Annotated in this window: 22 protein-coding genes; 12 read left to right on the top strand and 10 right to left on the bottom strand. The window is 64.4% G+C overall.

Annotation, left to right across the window (positions count from 1 at the left end; all coding sequences use genetic code 11):
• Positions 1 to 33 precede the first annotated feature (33 nt).
• The 8 genes from ACTXGA_RS11255 to acnA form a co-directional block, all read right to left on the bottom strand.
• Positions 34 to 834: a citryl-CoA lyase gene (locus tag ACTXGA_RS11255; RefSeq protein ID WP_443393647.1), complete on the bottom strand. Its 801-nt coding sequence runs from the start codon at positions 832 to 834 to the stop codon at positions 34 to 36.
• Positions 831 to 2,024, bottom strand: coding sequence for a CaiB/BaiF CoA transferase family protein (locus tag ACTXGA_RS11250; protein ID WP_443393646.1), 1,194 nt, complete (start codon positions 2,022 to 2,024; stop codon positions 831 to 833). The genes ACTXGA_RS11255 and ACTXGA_RS11250 overlap by 4 nt, the downstream gene beginning before the upstream one ends.
• Before the next feature lie 86 nt (positions 2,025 to 2,110).
• Positions 2,111 to 3,634: a tripartite tricarboxylate transporter permease gene (locus ACTXGA_RS11245; protein ID WP_443393645.1), complete on the bottom strand. Its 1,524-nt coding sequence runs from the start codon at positions 3,632 to 3,634 to the stop codon at positions 2,111 to 2,113.
• 1 nt (position 3,635) lies between these two features.
• A complete protein-coding gene (locus ACTXGA_RS11240) occupies positions 3,636 to 4,127 on the bottom strand; it encodes a tripartite tricarboxylate transporter TctB family protein (protein WP_443393643.1) in 492 nt (163 codons plus the stop codon).
• Between the two features lie 76 nt (positions 4,128 to 4,203).
• On the bottom strand, positions 4,204 to 5,190 hold the full coding sequence (locus ACTXGA_RS11235; protein WP_443393641.1) for a tripartite tricarboxylate transporter substrate binding protein: 987 nt from the start codon (positions 5,188 to 5,190) through the stop codon (positions 4,204 to 4,206).
• A 56-nt stretch (positions 5,191 to 5,246) separates the two neighbouring features.
• On the bottom strand, positions 5,247 to 5,747 hold the full coding sequence (gene rraA / locus ACTXGA_RS11230; RefSeq protein ID WP_443393639.1) for a ribonuclease E activity regulator RraA: 501 nt from the start codon (positions 5,745 to 5,747) through the stop codon (positions 5,247 to 5,249).
• Complete coding sequence (locus ACTXGA_RS11225) at positions 5,744 to 6,901, bottom strand: PrpF domain-containing protein (protein WP_443393637.1); 1,158 nt, start codon at positions 6,899 to 6,901, stop codon at positions 5,744 to 5,746. Before ACTXGA_RS11225 ends, rraA begins: the two co-directional genes overlap by 4 nt.
• Entirely contained in the window at positions 6,898 to 9,477 is a 2,580-nt protein-coding gene (gene acnA / locus ACTXGA_RS11220) for an aconitate hydratase AcnA (protein WP_443393635.1), read from the bottom strand. Before acnA ends, ACTXGA_RS11225 begins: the two co-directional genes overlap by 4 nt.
• Before the next feature lie 89 nt (positions 9,478 to 9,566).
• Between acnA and ACTXGA_RS11215 the strand changes: the two genes are divergently transcribed.
• Both ACTXGA_RS11215 and ACTXGA_RS11210 read left to right on the top strand, forming a co-directional pair.
• Complete coding sequence (locus ACTXGA_RS11215; RefSeq protein WP_443393634.1) at positions 9,567 to 10,238, top strand: IclR family transcriptional regulator; 672 nt, start codon at positions 9,567 to 9,569, stop codon at positions 10,236 to 10,238.
• A 102-nt stretch (positions 10,239 to 10,340) separates the two neighbouring features.
• Positions 10,341 to 11,219, top strand: coding sequence for an isocitrate lyase/PEP mutase family protein (locus ACTXGA_RS11210; protein WP_443393633.1), 879 nt, complete (start codon positions 10,341 to 10,343; stop codon positions 11,217 to 11,219).
• Positions 11,220 to 11,287: 68 nt separating this feature from the next.
• On the opposite strand, the gene ACTXGA_RS11205 is transcribed toward ACTXGA_RS11210, so the two are convergent.
• A complete protein-coding gene (locus tag ACTXGA_RS11205) occupies positions 11,288 to 13,315 on the bottom strand; it encodes a TonB-dependent receptor domain-containing protein (RefSeq protein ID WP_443393631.1) in 2,028 nt (675 codons plus the stop codon).
• A 205-nt stretch (positions 13,316 to 13,520) separates the two neighbouring features.
• On the opposite strand from ACTXGA_RS11205, the gene ACTXGA_RS11200 reads away from it, so the two are divergent.
• The 10 genes from ACTXGA_RS11200 (at position 13,521) to ACTXGA_RS11155 (ending at position 21,345) form a co-directional block, all read left to right on the top strand.
• On the top strand, positions 13,521 to 14,579 hold the full coding sequence (locus ACTXGA_RS11200; RefSeq protein WP_443393629.1) for a hemin-degrading factor: 1,059 nt from the start codon (positions 13,521 to 13,523) through the stop codon (positions 14,577 to 14,579).
• Complete coding sequence (locus ACTXGA_RS11195; protein WP_443393627.1) at positions 14,576 to 15,463, top strand: heme/hemin ABC transporter substrate-binding protein; 888 nt, start codon at positions 14,576 to 14,578, stop codon at positions 15,461 to 15,463. Before ACTXGA_RS11200 ends, ACTXGA_RS11195 begins: the two co-directional genes overlap by 4 nt.
• 4 nt (positions 15,464 to 15,467) lie before the next feature.
• Complete coding sequence (locus tag ACTXGA_RS11190; protein ID WP_443393625.1) at positions 15,468 to 16,535, top strand: FecCD family ABC transporter permease; 1,068 nt, start codon at positions 15,468 to 15,470, stop codon at positions 16,533 to 16,535.
• Positions 16,532 to 17,314 (top strand): heme ABC transporter ATP-binding protein, encoded by a 783-nt coding sequence (locus ACTXGA_RS11185; protein WP_443393623.1) that lies wholly within the window; start codon positions 16,532 to 16,534, stop codon positions 17,312 to 17,314. The genes ACTXGA_RS11190 and ACTXGA_RS11185 overlap by 4 nt, the downstream gene beginning before the upstream one ends.
• An 11-nt stretch (positions 17,315 to 17,325) precedes the next feature.
• Positions 17,326 to 18,075 carry a ChaN family lipoprotein gene (locus ACTXGA_RS11180; protein ID WP_443393622.1) on the top strand — a complete coding sequence of 250 codons (750 nt, stop codon included), beginning with the start codon at positions 17,326 to 17,328 and terminating at the stop codon, positions 18,073 to 18,075.
• Between the two features lie 242 nt (positions 18,076 to 18,317).
• Positions 18,318 to 18,752 (top strand): hypothetical protein, encoded by a 435-nt coding sequence (locus ACTXGA_RS11175; protein ID WP_443393620.1) that lies wholly within the window; start codon positions 18,318 to 18,320, stop codon positions 18,750 to 18,752.
• Positions 18,749 to 19,402, top strand: coding sequence for a MotA/TolQ/ExbB proton channel family protein (locus ACTXGA_RS11170; RefSeq protein ID WP_443393618.1), 654 nt, complete (start codon positions 18,749 to 18,751; stop codon positions 19,400 to 19,402). Before ACTXGA_RS11175 ends, ACTXGA_RS11170 begins: the two co-directional genes overlap by 4 nt.
• Entirely contained in the window at positions 19,395 to 19,781 is a 387-nt protein-coding gene (locus ACTXGA_RS11165; RefSeq protein ID WP_443393616.1) for a biopolymer transporter ExbD, read from the top strand. Before ACTXGA_RS11170 ends, ACTXGA_RS11165 begins: the two co-directional genes overlap by 8 nt.
• Positions 19,778 to 20,167, top strand: coding sequence for an ExbD/TolR family protein (locus tag ACTXGA_RS11160; protein ID WP_443393614.1), 390 nt, complete (start codon positions 19,778 to 19,780; stop codon positions 20,165 to 20,167). The genes ACTXGA_RS11165 and ACTXGA_RS11160 overlap by 4 nt, the downstream gene beginning before the upstream one ends.
• Positions 20,164 to 21,345, top strand: a complete 1,182-nt coding sequence (locus tag ACTXGA_RS11155) for an energy transducer TonB family protein (protein ID WP_443393612.1) — start codon at positions 20,164 to 20,166, stop codon at positions 21,343 to 21,345. Before ACTXGA_RS11160 ends, ACTXGA_RS11155 begins: the two co-directional genes overlap by 4 nt.
• Before the next feature lie 218 nt (positions 21,346 to 21,563).
• On the opposite strand, the gene ACTXGA_RS11150 is transcribed toward ACTXGA_RS11155, so the two are convergent.
• On the bottom strand, positions 21,564 to 21,923 hold the full coding sequence (locus ACTXGA_RS11150) for a RidA family protein (protein ID WP_443393610.1): 360 nt from the start codon (positions 21,921 to 21,923) through the stop codon (positions 21,564 to 21,566).
• Positions 21,924 to 21,957 lie beyond the last annotated feature (34 nt).

Genomic DNA, 21,957 nt, shown 5'->3' with positions numbered 1-21,957 from the left:
GCGCGGATGGCCGCCCCCGCCCCCCAACAAGCGTCAGATCGGGTCCGGGCCGGTGTAGGTCCAGCGGTAGGCGGGAGGGGTCGGCCCCTTGTTGCGGCCGCCTTGATTCATCTGCTCCCAGGCATGCGCCATGATGCCGACAGACCGCGACAGGCAGAACAGCCCGCGCGCCAGCGGCCCGGCAAAGCCAAGCTCTGCGTAGATCACCGCCGTCGCGCCGTCGATGTTCATGGGCACGGGTTTGCCCTTGCGCGTGTTGAGCGTGAGTTGGATCGCCCGCCCGATCTGCGCGAAGCGCCCGCTGACAGTCCCGGCGGCGGCGGCCTCATCGACAAGGCCGAGGAGTCGAGGGGACCGGGGATCTTCGGGCTTGTGGAAGCGATGGCCAAAGCCGGGGATGAATTTGCTTTTCTCGGCCTGCCAGCGGTCGATCATCTGTTCAGTGGCGTCCTGCAGGGGCATCCCCTCTTGCACGGCGGCGTCGATCCAGTGGAAGAGTTCCACCGCCTGCTCCCCTGCCCCGCCATGCACATCGTCCAGCATGTTCACCGCCGAGGCCATCGCGCCGTTCAGCCCCAGCCCGCAGGTCACGGCCATCCGGGCGGCGGCAATCGACGGCGCCTGCGGCCCGTGATCAACCGCCGCGACCAAGGCGCATTCCAAAAGCCGCGCCTGCGCCTCTGACGGCAGGTCGCCGCGCGTCAGAAGCCAGATCATCTGCGGAAAACTCACGTTACCGATCAGATCCTGAATCGGCTGGCCACGAAACCGGATCTGGCCGGGGGCCATGTCGATGATTTCGGTGCTCCACCAGTCGGATACGTCGCTGCTCATATTGCGCCATCCTTTTTCAATGTCTCGATCTCTTTGTCTGTCAGGCCGAGGGCGTGCCAGATTTCGCTGTTGTGCTGGCCCAGTTCGGGCGGCGGGCTGTCCACCGTGGGCGCGGTGCCGTCCAGCTTGATCCCCGTGGTCGCCACCTGAATGTCGCGGCCCACGCCGGGCACATCCGCGTAGCCGTGCAGAAATCCCCGGTCGGCCACCTGCGGCATGGCAAGGATTTCCGGCACGCTCAGGACCGCGCCCGCCGGGACGCCGATGCGGTTCAACTCCTTGGCCCAGTCGCGGGCGGGGCGGGTTTTCAACACGGTCTCAAGCTCTGCCTTCAGGGCCAGCCGGTTCGCCTTGCGCGCCTCACGCGTGGCGTATTCGGGCCGGTCGCAGAGGTGCGAGAGGCCAAGATGATCGGCCAGCAGCACCCATTGTTCATCCTTGTTGGCGGCGATGTTGATCAGCCCGCCCGCCGCCTCGAACGCGCCAGAGGGGGCGGAGGTGGGGTTTTCGTTGCCATTGGCCTGCGGTTCCACCCCCGCGATCAGGTAGTTGGAGATCACCCAGCCCATGGTGGCCAGAACGGATTCCAGCATCGACACGTCGATCAGGCTGCCGCGCGGGGTGGCGTTGAGGGCAGAGGAAATGGCGAAGGCCGCCGTGATGCCACCCACGGTATCGGCCACCGGATAGCCGACGCGCAGCGGCGCGCTGTCAGCATCGCCGGTGATCGACATGACGCCGGACGCGCCCTGCACGATCTGGTCATAGGCCGGGCGATGCACCCAGGGGCCATCCTGCCCAAAGCCGGAAATGGCGCAGTAGATCAGGGAGGGGTTGACCCCCTTCAGCACCTCATAGCCAACGCCCAGCCGGTCCATGACGCCGGGGCGAAAGTTTTCGACAACCACATCGGCGGTCCGGACCAGTTTCAGGAACAGGGCCTTGCCGTCGGGGTGTTTGAGGTTGACGGTCACGGATTTCTTGCCCGCGTTCTGCGCCAGAAAGGAGACGCCCATGCCCTTGGCGTTCAACTCTGGATCGGCGCCCAACTGCCGGGCGAGATCGCCCCTGCCCGTGGCCTCTACCTTGATCACCTCTGCGCCCATATGCGCGAGGTGATGACAGCAGAACGGCCCGGCCAGCACGTTGGTCAGGTCAAGCACGCGGATGCCTGATAGCGGTTTGGTCATGCCCTTCCCCCCGGAGAACTGTTTGAAACGGCAACCGGGCAGCGCCATGCACTGACGCTGCCCGGCTCAGGTGTTAGGTTGCGGGCTCAATCGCCGTCGGCCACGCCCCTGGCGCGGAGGCGCGCCCGACGCTTGCGATAGCTGGGCAGGACCACGAGGATCAGCGCCAGAACCAGCAGGCCAAGGGTCATCGGGCGTTCCCAGATAAAGCTGACACCGTCATAGAGCTGCATCGCGCGGGAGAAGTTGTTTTCCAACAGCGGCCCGAGGATGAAGCCGATCAGCAAGGGCGCAAGCGGGTAATCGGCAAAGCGCAGGAGCGTCGCGCAGACCCCGAAGCCGACGAGGAGCAGCAGCTCTGTCGCGTTGTTCTGCCCGATATAGGCCCCCATCAGCGTGAAGAAGAGGATGAAGGGGATCAGGTAGTTGCGTGGCACCGCCAGCACCTTGGCGATGTAGGGGATCAGCGGCAGGTTCAGGATCAGCAGCACCAGGTTGCCGAGGTACATCGAGATGATGACCGCCCAGAAGATCTCTGGCTCGTCCACCATCAGGCGCGGGCCGGGGCTGACGTTCAGCGCGATCAGCGCGCCCAGCAGGATGGCCGTGGTGCCGGATCCCGGAATGCCCAGCGTCAGAAGCGGCACGAAAGAGCCGGTGCAGGCGGCGTTGTTGGCGCTTTCCGGGGCGGCGATGCCCTTGATCGAGCCTTTGCCGAATTGTTCCTGCTCTTCCTTCGAGGCGATGTTGCGTTCGACCGCATAGCCGAGGAAGGAGGCAATGGTCGCCCCCGCGCCCGGCAGCACGCCGATGAAGAAGCCCTGCAGCGACTGGCGGCCAATGACCGGGGCGATCTGGCGGCCCTCTTCGCGGGTGATGCGGAGGTTGGTGATCTTGCCGCCGTCTTCGCCGTCTCCGGTCTTGGACCGGCTGGGATCGAGCACGAGGTAGATCGCCTCCGGCAGGGCAAACATGGCCATCGCCAGCGTGATGAAGCCAAAGCCGGATTGCAGGTCCATGATCCCCATGGTGAAGCGCGGGGCGTTGAACAGCACGCCTTCGCCCACGGTGGCCATGATCAGGCCGAGGAAGGTCATCAGGAGCGCCTTGCTGACCTGCCCGGTGCCCGCGAAGGCCGCGATGGCCGACAGGCCCACGACCATCAGCGCGAAATATTCCGACGAGTGGAACAGCAGCGCGACCGAGGCCAGCGCCGGGGCAAAGACCATCAGGAGCACCGCGCCGATGGTGCCGCCCGCGAAGGATGAGATCGCCGCGACGGTCAGCGCCTTGCCCGCCTTGCCCTGACGGGCCAGCGGATAGCCGTCGAACGAGGTGGCCACGGTTGACGCCACCCCGGGCGCGTTGATCAGGATCGACGAGGTCGAGCCGCCGAAGACCGCGCCGTAATAGACCCCGGCCAGCAGGATCAGCGCGGCGGAGGGATCGCCGATGGTGATGGCAATCGGGATCATGATGGCGATGATCGACATCGGGCCAAGGCCCGGTAGCATGCCGATGAAGGTGCCGATCAGGCAGCCGCCGATCACCATCATGATGTTGGTGAATGTAAAGGCCGTCGCGAGGCCCGTCATGAGTCCTTCAAGCATCTCAAGCTCCGTTCATGACTGCAGGCAGGGGGCTGAGGAAGATGCCCAGCACCGCGTCCACCAGATACCAGACGCTGACCGCCGCGATCCCCGAGACGAGGGCCATCAGCACGAAACGCCGTTCGCCAAGGATAAAGCTGCCCCCGGCCAGAAACAGGAAGGTTGCGGCCAGAAAACCGATCGGCCGCAGCAGCAGCGCGTAGGCCACCATCAGGGCCAGCAGCAACAACGCCTGCCCCAGTTTGTATTCATGCAGGCGCGACAGGTTGATGTCGGCGGTGCCCTCTTTCGACGCCGGTTTTTCCAGCCCCAGAACAACGCTGAGCGACAAAAGGATGCCCCCCACCGCAAGCACCTTGGGGAAGGTCGAAGGCCAGATCGGACGCTGCTTCATGATTGGGGGCAACAGCCCGTCCATGGTGAAAAACGCCGTGTACCCATAGGCCAGACACAGCAGCAGGATGACAAAGGCTATCCAGCGATCAATCGCCATCGTTCCCTCCGGAGGGTTGAAGTGTTGCGCCCGGGGGTGTCCCGGGCGCCTCTTTCTTGACTGTCAGTGGTGCGGATCAGAGGAAGCCGAGCTTCTTCATCAGGTCGCCGATGACCTTTTCCTGGTCTTCGAGGAAGCCGCGGAAGTCGTCGCCGGGCTTGTGGATGTTGACCCAGCCGTTGCGCGCGCGCACGGTTTCCCATTCGGGGGTGTCGTACATCTTGGCGATGGCGTCCTGATAGGCGGCCAGCTTGTCCTCGGGCAGACCGGGCGCCGCGAAGAAGCCGCGCCAGTTGATGAACGTGGTGTCGTAGCCCTGCTCGACGATTGTCGGCGCATCTGCGTAGGCGGGGACGCGTTCCGGCGCGGTTACGCCGATGATGCGCACCTCACCTGCCTTTGCCAGTTCGACCGCCTCGGAGAAGCCGGTGGACACCACCTGAACCTCACCCGACAGCAGGCCCGCCATCGTCTCGCCGCCACCATCGTAGGGCACGTATTTCATCTGGATCGGATCGGCGTCCGCCGCCTGCCAGACCATCGCGGCAACAAGATGGTCCATGCCACCCGGAACCGAGCCGCCACCCACGGCAATGGATCCCGGATCCGCGTTGAAGGCGGCAATCAGCCCCTCGACGTTCTGGATGTCGCTGTCTGCCGCGACAACCAATGCGGCGTAGTCGCCGATGGTGCCGGACACCAGCGTCAGGTCACGGAACGATTGCGGGAAAACGCCGGTAAGCGAGCGGATCACGATCGGGGTCGAGTTGACCATCAGCGTGCCGTGGTTCGATTCAGCGTTTTCGATCAGGTAGCCGATGGCCTTGCCGCCGCCGCCGCCCGACATGTTCTCATAGCTGGCGGTGCCGACCAGACCCGCGTTGGTCAGCGCCTCGCCGGTGCCGCGCGCGGTCCCGTCCCAGCCGCCGCCCGCGCCGCCCGGGATCAGAAAGTGGATGCTGTCCACAACCTGATGGCCGTCGGCCATGAGCGGCGTGCCGAGCGACATGGTTGCCGCTGTGGCAAGGGCAAAGGCCCGGCGTGAAAGTTTGAAGTGTGCCATTGGTTCCTCCCGTAGTAATGGCGTGAAGTCTTTTGACCTCTTTGGCTTTTCAGCCCTCAGAGTATAAGCGGAACATCCGCGACAAGAACACCGTCTTCATCGCAGTAAATGCATTGGCCGGTCTCAAAAAGCAGGTGGCCAAAGGCCACCGGCACATCCAGAGCGCCGATCCCGGCCTTGGCGGACCTGACAGCGGTTGTGCCCAGCGCCTTGATCCCGATGTCCATGCCGGCAAGCGCTGCGCTGTCGCGCACCGCGCCGTTGATGACGATCCCGACCCAGCCGTTGTCGATTAACCGCTGCGCCATCCGGTCGCCCAGCATCGCCGTGCGCAGCGATGCGCCGCCATCCAGCACGATCACACCGCCCTCTCCGGGCGTGGAAAACAGCGCCTCCTGCACAAGCCTGGTGTCCTCCATCGTCACCGCTGTGCGGATGCGGCCCGAAAACTGCCGCTTGCCGCCGAAATCCGTCAGAGGCAGCAGCAGGGGCCGCGCCTTGTCCGGGTGCGCGTCGCAAAGATCCGTGGTCGGGAAAAAGTCCAGCGCGCGGGTCATTCAGCGGCTTCCGGAAAATCCGAGGGGTAGAGCACCGCGCCTTCCATGATCCGCCGCTGAGTGCGGAAGGTGCCTGCGGAAATCGCCTCTGGCCCGTTTGGCCCGCTGCGCACCTCTGCCGTCACCGGCAGCACGCCAGAGGGTGTTCCGATGCGCAGGATCTGTCCCTTTGGCTGTGCCGTGGTCTGGATGAGGCTGCCCGCGATCTGCGCGGCAACGGCGCTGCACATGCCGCCCGTCAGCGTGATCGCCCGGTGGAAATTGCCCATCGAGACCAGCCGGATGTTGATGTCATGGCTTTCGGGGGCATAGGTCTGCCCATCCAGCGCGGTGAATTCCCGTGGTCCTGCGGCCATCGCCACCTTGGGGTTGGAGCGTTTGACCGTGTCCAGCGTCGCCGCCATGCCCATCGCAATCGCGCCTGCGCAGCGGATCTTTTCGACCTGCGCCATGAAGGCGGCATCGCTGTCCAGCTCCTGCGGAGACTCTGTCGCGGTCTTTCCCAGATCGGCGGCGCGGAAATAGACCACCGGATTGGCCGCGTCGATCAGGGACACCTCCAGCGCGCCGATGCCATCGACCTCTACGGTTTGCAGCGCGTGGCCGCCGGGCAAGAGCTGCCCCGTGGCCGCCCCACCGGGGAACAGGAAATCCAGCGTCACCCGCGACCCGGTGCCCGACACACCGGCGATGGCGAAATCGCCCTGTTCAACCGGCAGGCCGCCGCTGACCGCAAAGCGCGCATGGTAGATCTGATTGGTATTGGTGTTGAAGATGCGCACCAGCGCCTCTTCGTCGTCGTTGGCCACCGTGACCATGCCCTCTTCGAGTGCGAAGGGACCGACGCAGGAGGACATGTTTCCGCAGGCCGATCCGTAGTCGGCCAAGGGTTCGTTCACCGAGATCTGGACAAAGGTATAGTCCACATCCGCATCATCCCGGGCCGAGGGTTCGACAATCACCACCTTGGACAGAGAGGACAGCCCGCCGCCCATGCCGTCCAGCTGGCGGCCGTAGGGATCCGGGCTGCCCAGAACGTGCAGGAAGATGCGGTCGCGCAGGGCGCGGTCCGCTGGCAGATCGGCGCCGTTGAACACCACGGCCTTGGAGGTTCCGCCGCGGTAGAAGGCTGCTCTGAGACGCTGTGCCATCATGCTGCCCTTCCCAGAAAGCCGCGGAAGGCGCGGGGCAGCAGCCCGCCTTCGGCAAAGGTTGCCCGCTCTCCGTCGTTATACAGGCGCAGGTCCAGTGGCGTCGTGTCGGTGCTGCCGTCCTTGCGATGGATCGTCAGGGTCGCGCCGGTCAGGTCGTCCGCAAGGGCGATGTCGTAGGTTTCTGTCCCGTCGAGGCGCAGCGTCTTGCGCGTGACACCTTCGGGGAAACACAGCGGCGCGATGCCCATGTTCACAAGGTTCGAGCGGTGGATACGCTCAAAGCTTTCGGCGATCACCGCGCGGATCCCTGCCAGCCAGGGGGCCTTGGCCGCCGTGTCGCGGGACGAGCCGCAGCCGTATTCCTTGCCCCCGATCACCACCAGCTTTTGCCCGCGGTCCTGGTAGGTTTCGATGGCCTTGAACACGGTGGTTATTTCGCCTTCGGGTTCGATCCGCGCCCAAGAGCCCTCTTTGTCCGGCGTCATCTCATTGCGCAGGCGGTAGTTGGCAAAGGTCGAGCGGATGATCACATCCGAACAGCCGCGCCGCGTGCCGAAAGAGTTGAAATCGCGCGGTTCCACCCCTTTGGCTTGCAGGAATTGTCCGGCTTCGGATTCCGGCGTGATGATTCCGGAGGGCGAGATGTGATCGGTGGTCACGCTGTCGCCCAGAATGACCAGCGGGCGCAGACCTTTGAGCGGCGCGATTCCGGTGTTGACCGGGTCGATGTCCGCCACGAAGGGCGGGAAGGAAACATAGGTCGACGGCACCCAGTCGTATTTGTCGGTCCCGACCTCCAGCGCGTTCCACTGGTCGTTCACATTGGCGATGGAGGCGTAGTTCTTCTGGAATGCCTCTGGGGTCACATGCGTCTCGACGATCTGCGCCACCTCTTCGGCCGAGGGCCAGAGATCGTCCAGCATCACCGGGTTGCCATCCTGGCCATGGCCCAGGGGCTGTGTCGTGATGTCGTTCAGCACGGTGCCCATCAGCGCATAGGCCACCACAAGCGGCGGCGAGGCGATCATGTTGCGCGAGGCCAGCGGATGGATGCGGCCCGCGAAGTTGCGGTTGCCTGACAGGACGGCGATGCCCTTGATATCATGTTCCTTGATCGTCGCCTCATGCGCAGGATGCAGGGGGCCGGACATGCCGTTGCAGGTGGAACAGGAGAAGGCCGCGACCTCGAATCCCAGCGCATCCAGCGAGGTTTGCAGCCCGCTGTCGGCCAGGTATTTCGCCACAACCCGAGAGCCGGGAGCCAGCGAGGTTTTGACATGCGGCTTGACCGTCAGCCCCTTGGCGACCGCGTTGCGCGCCAGCAGGCCGGCCAGCACCATGTTGCGTGGGTTGGCGGTGTTGGTGCAGCTGGTGATCGCGGCGATGATCACGTCGCCATCGCCGATGTCGTGGCTTTGCCCCGCGACCGGGACGCGGCGTTCCGTTTCGCCGTCAAAACTCAGGCGGTCTGTGGCGGCGGCGAGGTCGATGCGCTGTTCGGGCCGCGAGGGGCCGGAAACCGAGCGGCCGATCCGGTTGAGGTTCAGCTCGATCACCTCTTCGTATTCGATGGCGCTATCGACGCCGTCGACCCAGAGGTTCTGCGCCCGGCAGTAGGCCTCGGTCCGGGCCACGTGTTCGCCCCTGCCCGTCTGACGCAGATAGCCGATGGTGCGCTGGTCCACCGGGCAGAACACCATGGTCGAGCCATATTCCGGCGCCATGTTGGCGATGGTCGCGCGGTCCGCCACGCTGAGCGCGCTGTAGCCGGAGCCGAACAGCTCGACAAAGGTATCCACCACGCCCACGGCGCGCAGCTTTTCGGCCACCACCAGCGCGATATCGGTGGCGGTGATGTCATCCGACGGCGTTCCCGTGACCTCCAGCCCGATGACGCGCGGCACGTTGACCAATGAGGTTTCGCCAAACAGCAGCGCCTCGGCCTCCAGCCCGCCGATGCCCCAGCCCATGATGCCCAGCGCGTTGATCATCGGGGTGTGGCTGTCGGTGCCAAGGCTGGAATCCGGGATCAGGATGGAGGGATCCTCGTTCGACGGCAGCACCGTCTGGCCGAGGTATTCAAGGTTGATCTGGTGACAGATGCCGCCGCCGGGCGGGATGACCCGCAACCGGGGAAAGCGCGTCTCGCAGGCCTTGAGAAAGGCAAAGCGTTCGCGGTTGACCTCGAACTCACGCTCCATATTCGCGTCCAGCGCAAAGCGGTCGGCCCAGTGGTTGATCGACATGGAATGATCGATCGCCAGATCCACGGGCAGGCTCATCTCTACCTTGGACGGGTCGCCGCCCTGATCCTCGAGCAGGTTGCGCATCGCCATGATGTCGATCAGCGCCGGAATGCCCAGCATGTCGTGCAACAAGAGCCGCGCTGGCCGGAAGGGCACGGCCTCTCCCTTGCGGGCCAGAACGTCCTGAACTGCCGCGCCCCCTTGGGAATGGCGGGCGGCGTTTTCGGCCAGAACGCGCAGCGAATAAGGCAGGCTGCGATAACCGGGGCCAAGCAGGCCGCAGTAGTCAACCGCGCGCAGCGACGTGTTGGCGATGTCCAGATATTGCATGTCGGGCCTCCTGAATTGACTAAAAACTAGACAGCACGCGAACGATGCCGCAAGCTGGCGCGACCAGCGTTTCACCTGACAGAATGCACATGGCCGCCAATCGCACCGAGTCCGTAGAACGCGCAATGGCGATCCTCAGCGCCTTTTCGGCGCAGAAACCGGCCATGACGCTGGCGGAGCTTGCCGAGGAGACCGGCCTGCACAAAAGCACCATCCTGCGGCTGACCAATTCGATGACGATCTTCGGCTTTATCCAGCGCGACAAGGAGGGCGTTTTCAGCGTAGGTCCCAGCGTCTGGCGGCTGGCCCTGATCTTTCGCCGGGACTTTACCAAGCGCGAGCATGTGGCGCCGTCGCTGAAGATCCTTGCCGAAGCAACCGGAGAGACCGCGTCGTTCTACGTGCGGGCGGGCAATGAAAGAGTTTGTTTATACAGGGAAAACTCCCCCAACCTGTTGCGCTTTCACGTTGAGGAAGGGATGCGGTTGAAACTGTCGACCGGGGCGTCCGGATTGGTGCTGCGGTATTTTTCGGGCGAGGGTATCGGGGAAATCGGGCAGTTGAACCAGAACGGCACCGCCAATTCAGTGGGCCAGACCAACCCCAATATCTCTTCCATTTCGACGCCGGTGTTCGATGCAAATGGCAAGCTGACCGGCGCGCTGACCGTCTCTGGTCTGGCCAGCCGTTTCGACGATACCGCGCGGGCCAAGGCGATTCCCCTGCTGGAAAGCCTGGCCCGGTCCCTGTCAGCCGGATAACGCCTGATTTCGTCAGATAGAACGCCGAGCGGCCATGCTGGACGCATTCCGCCCCTGCCGTTAGTCAAACCCGATATTCCACCAGTTCAGGAGACCGTTCCCATGATGACTCACGAGATCAACAAGGCATTCCGTGAACGGCTGAACACAGGTGGCGCGGTCCTGATGCCCGGTGCGGCCAACGCGCTGGCGGCGCGGGTGATCGACCAATTGGGATTTGAGGCGCTATATATTTCCGGCGCGGGTCTGACCAACACCTATCTGGGGATGCCTGACCTTGGCTTTATCTCGCTTCCCGAGATCGCCCAGCATACCGCGACGATCCGAAACACGACCGATCTGCCCATCGTGGTGGATGCCGATACAGGTTTCGGCAATGCGCTGAACGTGCATCACACCGTGCGCACGCTGGAACGCGCCGGGGCCAGCGCCATCCAGCTTGAGGATCAGGTGAACCCGAAACGCTGCGGGCATTTCTCGGGCAAGGATGTGGTTGATCTGGCAGAGGCGCGCAGCCGCATCAAGGCCGCGGCAGATGCGCGGCAGGATCCCAATTTCCTGATTGTCGCGCGCACCGATGCCTGCGCGACGCAAGGGTTCGACGCGGCCATTGAACGGGCCGAGGCCTTTATCGAGGACGGTGCCGACATCACCTTTGTCGAGGCCCCTACCGACATGGATGATATCCGCGCCATTCCCGAACGCCTCAAGGGCACGCCGCAGCTGATCAACCTTGTGGTCGGCGGCCGCACCCCGATCATCGACTTTGCCGATCTGGACGCGATGGGGTTTGGCCTTGTGCTATATGCCAACGTGGCGTTGCAGGGTGCGCTGAAGGGGATGCATGACGCACTGTCGATGCTGAAGACCGATCAGCGGATGGACGAAAGCGGCCCGGTGGCCAGCTTTGCGGTGCGTCAGGGCGCGGTGAACAAGGCGCACTATGACGAGATGGAAGAGCGGTATTCCACGGGCGGCTAGATCGCTTGGGGGCACGATTGGGCGTATAGCCATGTGCGGACATGGCTATACGCGCGCGTTTTGGTGGCTCAGAATGACTTGGTCAGGCTTACCTTGAACGTCCGGCCCGGCGCCTTGCGCTCTGACGAGGACAAGTGGCCCACGTAGTCGAGGTCAAGCACGTTCTCGATCCCGAAGCGGACCTCTGTTTCGTCCAGCCAGCCTGTCTGGTCCGGCCGCCACGTGGCGCGCAGATTGTGGACGGTTGCGACGAGCAGATCGGCCCCAAGCGCATCGCGCCGGTCGGCGGAATGCACCATCTCCCAGCTGAGATCCAGCGCATCGTCCCATTTCTTGCCAAGCGTCAGTTGCAAGCGATCCGCAGCCGTGTTGCGCCAGACGGTCCCGCCTGCCCCCGGTGCGAACTCTTCCCCCGACCCTATATGCCAGGCCACATCGACGTAGATACCCGTCTCGTGCCCGTAGGAGGCTTCGAGTTCGAAACCACGGGTTTCGATCCGTTCCAGATTGGTCGAGGTGAACCCGGCAGCGGTGTAGCTGGTGATATCCCAGATCGTGGTGGCGTAGGCGTTGCCCCGAATGGTGAAACTGTCGCCCGCGGCAAAGACGTCCGCGCCGGTATACTCTGCGCCCAGTTCGAAGGTGTGCGATTTTTCCGAGGTCTTCATCCGGGCGATGGAGGCCGCGGATGCGCCCAGATCGTCGATGATCGGCAGCCCTTCGGTGTAGGCGGCGCTGCCAAAGACAGAGAGGCCGTTGCCAAAATCATAGGCCAGCGCCAGCCCCCCCATCAGGGCGTCATTCCTGAAGGTTCCAAAGCTGGTCGCGCTGTCGACCTTTGAAGTCTCATAGCGCAGCGCGGGCGTCACGGTGACGGCGCCCATGGTGATCTCATCGACAAGGAACAGCGCAAAGCGCCGATCGGTCCCGCCCGGGGCGCTGGCCGCGGCGTTGTCCTTGCGTTCCTTGCGGATCAACTCGACCCCGGCCAGAAGATCATGCCCCACCATGTCCGAGCCGAACAGCGCCCGGTTGGAGAATGTCAGCTTGGTCGTCTGGTAGCGCTGATCCGCGTTGACCGTCCCGGAGAGGAAGCCAAAGGTCGGCGTGCCTTCGAGCGGGGAAGACCCGGGAACGTAATCGTATTCGATCTTCTGATCGGCATAGGAGAGGTTCACCCGCAGATCGACGAAATCGCTGACCGGGTTGTAGCGGTAATCCAGAACCGCAGCCCGCGTGTCGGTCAGACGATCGACATTGCCGAAGTTTCCGCCGGTGGTGGCGAACTGGTCATAGGGGACGTCCTTGTCATCGGCGACGGTCCGGGAATAGCTGAAGGTCAGCTCGTGCGCGTCATCCTCGCCAAAGGTGAACTTGGCCTTTGCCAGCCCCGACGGTGTGCGGAAGGCGCTGTTGCCGATGGTATGGCCGTCGCCGTCGGTCAGGTCACCCTGATCGCGGATGGTGTAGTTCAGCAGGAATTCCGCGCCCTGCGCGGGTTGCCAGGCCAGGGTGGTGGAACTGACCTTGCCGCCGCCGTTCGAGCTGAATTCAAAGGTTTGCGCCCCTCCGAAGCCCAGTTCGCCGCCGGTAAAGTCCCCGGCGTCCTTGGTTTCCAGCTTGACCACACCGCCGACGATCCCGGACCCGTAGGCAAAGCTGCCGATGGTGCCGCGCAGAACCTCGGCCTGTTTGTAAAGCAGGGGATCGGTGAAAAGCTGGGTGCCAATGCGGTAGAGTTCCTCTGACCCGACAGCCGCGCCATCCACCAGAACGGCGATTTTCTGGTCCGAGCCATAGGTCGTGTTCGCGCCGAAACCGCGAATGTTGATGCCGGACCCTTGCGGCGTCGTGCCGTTGACAAGGGTCACACCGGGCACCGAGTCGATGAGTTGCGCGACGGTGCTGGCCTGCCGGTCCTGGATTTCCTCTTCGTCGACCACGGTGCGCGACAGCGCCGTGCCGAAACTGAGGTCTCTTTTGCCGCCGGTCAGGATCAAGGTGCCTAGGAATCCGGAAGTATCCTGCGCCGCCGCGGGCATTGCCAGCGACAGGCAGACAAGCGCGGTGGTCCCGCGCAATAGGTTGGTGAGCATTTACGCTGTCCTTCGTGTGGGTGTGTTTTGGCCGTGGCTTGCGAAGGGCTGGCGCAGGCAAATTGTTGCCAGAGCGATAAAACTTATCGCGACGGCTTGCAGCGTTACAATAATCAGACTAAAATAGTCAAGTAACTATCGAGAGCCACGCGCGGCCAGAAACGGGCGAAGCCATCGGATTATCCCAATGATCTGAGGACGCCCAATGACCCAGCACACAGCACCGTCACCCGAAGAGATTCGCGCAGCACAAGCGGACAACCCGAAGGCCCGCGCCCGCGACCTTGCCGTACAACTTGGCATTTCCGAAGCGCAGTTGATCGCCGCCCGCGTGGGTCAGGGCGTGACGCGCATCGCCGCGCATCCGGACGGGATCATGTCCGCCGCCGAAGGGCTGGGAGAGGTCATGGCCCTGACCCGGGTCGAGGGCTGCGTGCATGAGAAAGTGGGCCGCTACGCCAACTATCACTCCGGCCAACATGCCTCGATGGTGCTGAACGAAGAGATCGACCTGCGAATCTTTCCCTCGCATTGGGTTCATTCCTACGCGGTAGAGGTTGCGGGCGACGCGGGGGTGGCACCGCGCCGTTCGTTGCAGGTTTTTGATGCGGCTGGCGATGCGATTCACAAGATCCACCTGCGCGACGCGTCGAACCATGACGCATGGGCGCAGGTTGTGGGCGACCTGGCGCTAGAAGATCAGTCGCAGGGTCAGACGGTAGCGGAACGCACCCCCACAGAGCCGCCCAAACCGCGCACCGACAAGCGCGATGTCCTGCGCGAGGAATGGTCGCGTCTGACCGACACGCACCAATTCCTGCGGCTTTGCGCCAAGCTCAGGATGAACCGCCTTGGGGCCTATCGCATCGCCGGGGCGCCGTTTGTCCGCGCGCTCAAGCCCGAAGCCGCCAATGCCATGCTGCAAGCGGTGCAGGAGAGCGGGATCGAGGTCATGATCTTTGTGGGAAACCGCGGCTGCATCCAGATCCATTCCGGCCCGGTCCAAACGCTGCGCCCGATGGGGCCTTGGCAAAACGTGATGGACCCGGGGTTCAACCTGCACCTGCGTCTGGACAAGGTGGCCGAGGTCTGGGCGGTGGAAAAGCCGACACAGCGTGGCCCGGCGGTCTCTGTCGAAGCCTTTGACGCCGAGGGCGGGATCATCTTTCAGGTCTTTGGCGTCGGCAAGGCAGGCCGCGACTCGCGCCCCGCATGGGGCCGGATCGTCGAGGCCCTGCCCGCACTTGAAGAGGTCACCGCATGACCCGTCGCCTGCGAAACCGTAGCATCGCCCTGTGCGGCAGGCTTTCGACCGCCGTGTTCGGCGCTCTTGCGGCCTGTGCCGTATCGGCCCAGCAGACGGACCTGCCGGATGCCGCCGCGGACATCCTTTCGATCGGCGGATCGGTGACCGAAATCGTCGTGGCACTGGGTCAGCAACATCGGCTCCTGGCCCGCGACACGACCTCGACCTATCCGCCGGAGGTGAACGCCCTGCCGGATGTGGGGTACATGCGCGCGCTTTCGCCCGAAGGCGTGCTGTCGGTCGGCCCTGCTCTGATCCTGTCGGAAGAAGGGGCAGGCCCGCCCGAAGCGCTGGATGTGATCCGCGCGGCGGGTGTCACCTTTGTCGAGGTTCCCGACGCCTTCGGTGCCGAAGGCATCCTTCGCAAGATCGAGATTGTCGGCGACGCGCTTGGCGTCCCGGAACGGGCCGAGACGCTGGCCGCCGAAGTCGGGGCCGCGTTGGACCTCGCCCGGAAGCGCGCTGATGTTGCCCCCGAAAACCGCAAGCGCGTGCTGTTTGTCCTGTCAACCCAAGGCGGCAAGATCAACGCATCCGGCACGGGAACGGCGGCGGATGCGATCATTCGCATGGCCGGGGGCGTCAACGCCATCGACGCCTTTGAAGGGTACAAGCAATTGAGCGACGAGGCGGTGGGGCTGGCCGCGCCCGACGTCATCCTGATGATGACCCGTGGTGGCACCGATGCGGACCTGTTCGAGATGCCCGCGATCCGGCTGACCCCGGCCGCAGCGACCCGGTCCATCGTCAGGCTGGACGGATTGTTGATGCTGGGCTTTGGCCCTCGGACGGCGGAGGCGGTCGAGACGCTCAATGCAGCCCTTTACGGCGAGGCGGGCTGACCCGATGGTTACGGTTTCCGAAAACCTGTCGCCGGGGCGCGACCGTCTGACGCGCGCCCGTGTCCTGCATGGGGTGCTGGCCGGGTTCCTGCTGCTCTGCGCCTTGGCCAGCCTGCAGGGCGGCGCGTCGGATGTGACGCTGACCACGTTGATCGGCAAGCTGGTTGCGGGGCAGGAGTTGAGCCAGATCGAACAGGTCGTCCTGTTCGACATCCGCCTGCCCCGGCTGGTCATGGGCATTCTGGTCGGGGCGGCGCTGGCCGTGTCCGGGGCGACCATGCAGGGGCTGTTTCGCAATCCGCTTGCCGATCCGGGCATTGTCGGCGTTGGCGCCGGGGCGGGGCTTGGCGCGATCCTTGCCATCGTTCTGGGTGGGATGCTGCCAGACTGGGTTCAGAACCTGACGGGCAATCAACTGACGCCTTTTGCCGCTTTCCTTGGCGGATGGGGGACAGCCGTACTGCTGTATCGCGTGTCGACCCGCCACGGCAGAACATCGGTCGCGACCATGCTGCTGGCCGGTATCGCCCTTGGGGCGCTGTCCGGTGCGCTGTCGGGGATCCTTGTCTACATCGCGGATGACCGGCAGCTGCGCGACCTGACATTCTGGGGCATGGGCTCGCTGGCAGGCGCAAGCTGGGCCAAGGTCCTGTCGGCGGGGCCGCTGATCCTGTTGGCGATTGGCACCGCGCTGGTGCTGGGGCGCGGGTTGAATGGATTGGCGCTGGGTGAAGCCACGGCCGCGCATATCGGCATCAACGTCCAGCGGATGAAGAACGTTGCCGTTCTGGCCGTCGCGGGGGCGGCGGGGGCGGCGGTTGCCGTTTCGGGCGGCATCGGTTTCATCGGGATCGTCGTGCCGCATCTGCTGCGTCTCTGGTCCGGGCCGGATCACCGGACGCTGCTGCTGAACTCTGCGCTACTGGGGGCGAGCCTGCTGATCCTTGCGGACGTGATTGCCCGCGTGATCATTGCCCCGGCGGAACTGCCCATCGGCATTGTCACCGCCGTGCTGGGCGCGCCGGTATTCCTATGGATTCTCTTGCAACGACGGGGGCTTGTCGATCTGTGACACTTGAAGCCGAAAACATCCGCGTCCGCTATGGCCGGCACGAGGCCCTGCGGGGTGTCAGCCTGCAGGCCCGGGCCGGCGAGCTGACCGCCATCGTCGGTCCCAACGGGTCCGGGAAATCGACCCTTCTGGGCGCCATCGACGGCACCGTTCCGCATGACGGCCAAGTGCGCCTGAACGGTGTTCCCGTGGCCGATCAACCACCCTGGGCGCTTGCGGCGCTGCGCGCTGTGCTGACGCAATCTTCGCGCCTTGCCTTTCCCTTTACCGTGCTCGAAGTGGTTCGGATCGGGCTGCAATCCGGGACCGCCGGGGACCGGCCAGAGGTCCCCTTGCAGGCGCTGGCGCGGGTGGGAATGGCGCGTTACGCAGACCGGTTCTATCAGGACCTGTCGGGCGGCGAGGCGCAGCGTGTCATGCTGGCGCGGGTTCTGGCGCAGGTCTGGGCGCCGGTGGAAAACGGTGAGCCGCGCTGGCTGCTATTGGATGAACCTGTGTCCAGCCTCGACATTGCGCACCAGTTGCAGGTGATGGAAATCGCGCGCGACTTTGCCAAGGCAGGCGGGGGCGTCGTGGCCGTGATGCATGACCTCAACCTGACCGCGCTGTATGCCGACCGGGTGGCCGTGCTGGCCGAAGGTCAGCGGCTGGCCTTTGGCACGCCGGAAGAGGTGCTGACCGACGACACGCTTTCGCGGGCCTATCGCTGCACGCTGCGGGTCTCTGCCCCGCCGCTCAACGGCATTCCCTACATCCTGCCACACGCAGCGTCCGCATGAGGAGGACTGACATGCGCCTTGCCGCCCTGATCATCTGTCTGGCCGGGTCCGCCCTGGCCGATGTCGGGCCCGACATCGTCATCCTGGGCGAGGTGCATGACAATCCCGACGCCCATCTGGGACAGGCAGCCGCGCTGGCGGATCTGCAACCCACCGCAGTGGTTTTCGAAATGCTGACCCATGAGGAGGCGCAGAAAGCGGACGCGGACCGAAGCCGGATCGAAGAGGCCTGGACAGCCAGCGGCTGGCGGGATTTCCCGATCTATGCGCCGATCTTTGACGCCTTGGGCGCGGCCCGGATCATCGGTGCCGCCGCGCCGCGCGATACCATCTGGTCGGTCTATTCCGATGGCCCCGCCGGTTTGTTCGGCCCGGATGCGCCGCTGTACGGACTGGACGTGGCTTTGTCAGCGGATCAACAGGACCTCCGCGAGACCCTGCAATTCGAGGCCCATTGCCAGGCGATGCCGATCGAAATGATGGCGGGTATGGTCGACGTGCAGCGCTACCGCGACGCGGTCTTTGCCCGCGCGGCGCTGGAGGCCTTGGAAACCTTCGGGCCGCTGATCGCAATCGTCGCGGGAAACGGCCACGCGCGCACCGATTGGGGCATCCCGGCGCAAATCGCGCGGGTGGCACCCAAGGTGACGACCCACGCCATCGCCTTTGTCAAAGCGCCGACCGACACGCCTTTCGACGAAATCCGCATCGTCCCGGAAACGGAGCGTGACGACCCCTGTGCGTCGCTGACATCCAACTGATGACGCGCGCTGTTTCGCCGGCCAGGACGCCAGAAGGAGATGGGCGGCTGGTTTTGATGCTGAACGCATCCATGCGGTTCGGGCTGCCGCAGCGGTCTTTCACATCTGCGAAACGGCGCGCCCAAATGGTTTATTGATTTAATCAGGTATTGAGGGCCGGTCTGCCGCGTGGTAGTTGCCATCCATCAGCAAGGGCCATGTCCCCAGCCATTGAACGATTCGGACTATCGGAGGCTGGTGCCATGTGCGCATTCCCAAAGACCCTGATTTCAACCTGTCTTGCCATCGCGGTGGCTGTTGGGGCCGTTCAGGCACAAGAGGTGCAGGGAACGAATGTTTCCATAGAACTCAACGCGCTGGAACCCGTCGACGATGCCTGTCGGATGAGTTTCATCATCCAGAACGGCCATGCGACGGACATTTCTCAGGCCGTGTTCGAAGCCGTCCTGTTTGATGGCGATGGGCGCGTGAACCGGATGACATTGTTCGATTTTGGCGAACTGCCAGCAGCGCGCCCGCGCGTGCGCCAATTCGTGATCTCCGGCCTGTCCTGCCAGAGCCTGAGCCGTGTGCTGATCAACGGGGCGGAGACCTGTAGCGGCGAGGCCCTTGTCGAGAGCGCCTGCACCAAGGGGCTGGAACTGCGCAGCCGCACAGAGGTGGAGATCATCGGATGATCGGCACGCTTCAGGATGCCGTCCAGCGTGTCTATGAACTGGGCGGTCCGGTGGTCATTCTGCTGGGCGCGATCTCCGTCCTCGTTCTGGCGGTCATCCTGTACAAGCTGTGGCAATTCACGGCGGCGGGTGTCGGGCGGCACAAGGCCCTGCGCGACGCTGTCGAGGCCTTGGACATGGGCGACCGCAGCGCCGCCCGCAGGCATCTGGACGCATCGCGAAGCTATCTGCGCCCCGTGGTCGCCATGGCCATCGACGGACAGACCGATCCCGAGCGGCTGGAGGCCGAGGCGGAAGCGCGCTTTGCGCGTCTGGAAACCGGGCTGAGGCTGCTGGATTCCGTCGCGCAGCTGGCGCCCCTGCTGGGTCTATTCGGCACCGTGCTTGGCATGATTTCGGCCTTTCAGGCGCTGCAGGATGCCGGTGCGCAGGTTGATCCCTCTGTTCTGGCGGGCGGCATCTGGGTGGCCCTGCTGACCACGGCGGTGGGGCTTGCGGTGGCCATGCCCACGGCCCTGATCCTGAGCTGGTTCGAAGGCCGGATGGACGCCGAGCGGGTGCTGGCGCAAAAGGCGCTGCGCACCGTCCTTGCGCCCTCGGGACATGGCCAGAGGGCGGGACATTCCGTAGGCACGCCGGTCCATGCGTAGGCACAAACGACGGCGCAGGCTGTCGATGACCTCGCTCATCGACGTGATTTTTCTCCTTCTTCTGTTTTTCATGCTCTCATCGACTTTTACGAAATTCGCCGAGGTGGAACTGACGGCGGGCGGCGCGGGCACGGGTGCCTTTCCTGCCAGCCCGCCGGTCTTTCTGCGCCTCGAAGAGACCGGGTTGACCCTGAACGGCACGCCGCACGAACTGACCGGCCTGCCCCGCGCCCTTGGGGAGCACAGGCCAGCTGGCAGCGGCGCGCTGCCGGTCATCGTGGCGCTGCAGGAAGACGTGACCGCGCAACGGCTGACCGACCTGCTGGTCACGGTCCGGGCCATTCAGGGGCTGAGCATCACTGTATTGGAGGCGGGATGAAACGCGTCGACCGGTCGAAACCGGACAAGGAACCCACCATTGCCCTGATCAACATCGTTTTCCTGATGCTGATCTTTTTCCTTGTCGCCGGAACCCTTGCGCGCCCCTTGGACAAGGGGCTGAAACTGGTTCGCACCGCGCAGCTTGAGGGGACCGCCCCTGCGGATGCGCTTGTGGTGCATGAAAACGGTCGCATGATCTGGCGCGGTGAGCCGCAGGCCTCGGTCGCGGCCTTTCTTGCCCAACTGCCGGCAGAGGCGCGGGCATGGGTGCGCATCGTTCCTGACAGGGACCTGAGGGCCGCAGATCTGGTCCGGATCGGTCGAACTCTGAGAGAGGGCGGGGCCGAAAAGGTTTTTGTCGTCACTGAAAAGGCCCTGCAATGATCGTTTCATCCCGGATGGTTAAGGTCGGTACGTTGTCGATGGCGCTTGTTGCGCATGGGGCCATTGCCCTGACCCTGTCGAAACCCGCCCCCCCCCAGATCGAAGGCGCCTCTGGCGGCGCGGAGGTGCGACTGGGCACGTCTTTCGCCGATATGTCCGCCGGGCGGATCACACCTGAACGGAGTGAGGACACGACTGAAACGGCGGAGCCGGAAAAAGCGGCCCCGGTTCCTGCGCGGGACGCGGTTGAGAGGGCGGATTCGGACAAGACGGATGCGGACGCGACGACGGACATCGCCAAAATGGCAGAGCCCGACCACGTCGAACCGGAGCAGGTCCGAGATGTGGCCGACAAGCCGGACCGGACTGTACCCCTCACCGCCCCAGAGGTGTCCATTCTTGCCCCCCGCCAGTCCATAGGCGCGGATTTCGCGGCCCGTCCCTTGGCGCTGCTCACGCCAGAGACCGGTTTGCGGCTGCAGGCCACAATATTGCCAGAACAGGCCGAGAAAGCAGCGGTCTATGCATCGCTTAGGTCCCCGGTTTCGCTGGAGATCTTGCCGTCGGCGAGCGTTTCGGATCGATCCAAAATGCTGGAGCCTTCAACTCCCGGCAAAACGGCGATGCCTGCACCGGCAGAACCAGCAAGCGCCGCGCCGGAAACGACCGAACGGCTGACCGGCCAAGCGCCGGTTCATGCAGCGGTTACGCGGTCCTTGCGCCCCCGGATGCGAACGCCGGAGTTCGATGCCGCGAACAAGCCTGCTGCGAAGCCCAGGCCAAAGGCGAAAGCGAAACCCGTGGCGGTGGCGAGCGGCGGTGCCAACCGAAACGCGCGGGCGGGCGCGCCGACCGGCAGCGTCCTGTCAAAAAGCGCGACCAGAGGCACCGAGGGTCGAAAGGCCGCTTCGGGAAACGCAGCGGCCAGCAACTATCCCGGTGTCGTCATGCGCAAGCTGTCGCGCGCGCGCCGCCCCAATGTGAACGCACGGGGGAAGGCGGTGGTCTCTTTCACGATCGGAGCGAACGGCGGACTGGTGTCGGTTTCACTGTCGGGCAGTTCGGGGTCGTCTGCTCTTGATCGGGGCGCTGTGCAAGTCGTCCGCAACGCCGCCCCCTTCCCTCGGCCCCCCAGCGGCGCGCGGCGGAGTTACTCGGTCGAGATCAAGGGACGGTGACGGTTTTATTGCCGAGCGGAAAGAGAAACTTCCTTCTGCTCTCTCCCATTAAACCTCTGTGAAATGCACCTGCTTTGGGCAGGAGTTTCGACCGTTGGCGGATGCTCCAACTCTTGGGAACACACGCGCAAATGGCGGCCGAGCAGGGGGCGCTGCCCCCGTCCCTGCGGGACTCCCCCGAGGTATTTTCAGCCCAAAGAAGCCGCGCCACCAGTCGTTTAGCGGGCGAGCGTGGTCAGTTCGATTTCGATGCGGTATTTCGGATCGATCAATCCGCATTCCACCATCGTCGCGGCGGGCGGATTGTCCCCGAAGGCCGCGTGCAGGATTGGCCAGCAGGGTTCGAATTCGCGCCGGTCCGGCAGGTAATAGGTCACGCGCACCGCGTCACTGAGACTGCTGCCCGCCTTTTCCAGCGCCGCAGAAATGGTGTCGAGCGCGGCGCGGCATTGGTCCTGCACTGTATCGCCCTGCCCCACGGTGCCGGCCACATGGACAAAGCCGCCCGCGACGACGGCGCGGCAATAGCCGATCTTTTCCTCGAAGGGGCTGCCGGAAGAGATGCGGGTGATGGTCATGTCCTGTGCTCCAGACAAAGGAAAGGCGGGGTAA

Origin of the sequence: Antarctobacter jejuensis (genome assembly GCF_052266595.1) — a bacterium.
Taxonomy (GTDB): domain Bacteria; phylum Pseudomonadota; class Alphaproteobacteria; order Rhodobacterales; family Rhodobacteraceae; genus Antarctobacter; species Antarctobacter jejuensis.
This window is presented reverse-complemented; position numbering and strand designations above follow the sequence as displayed.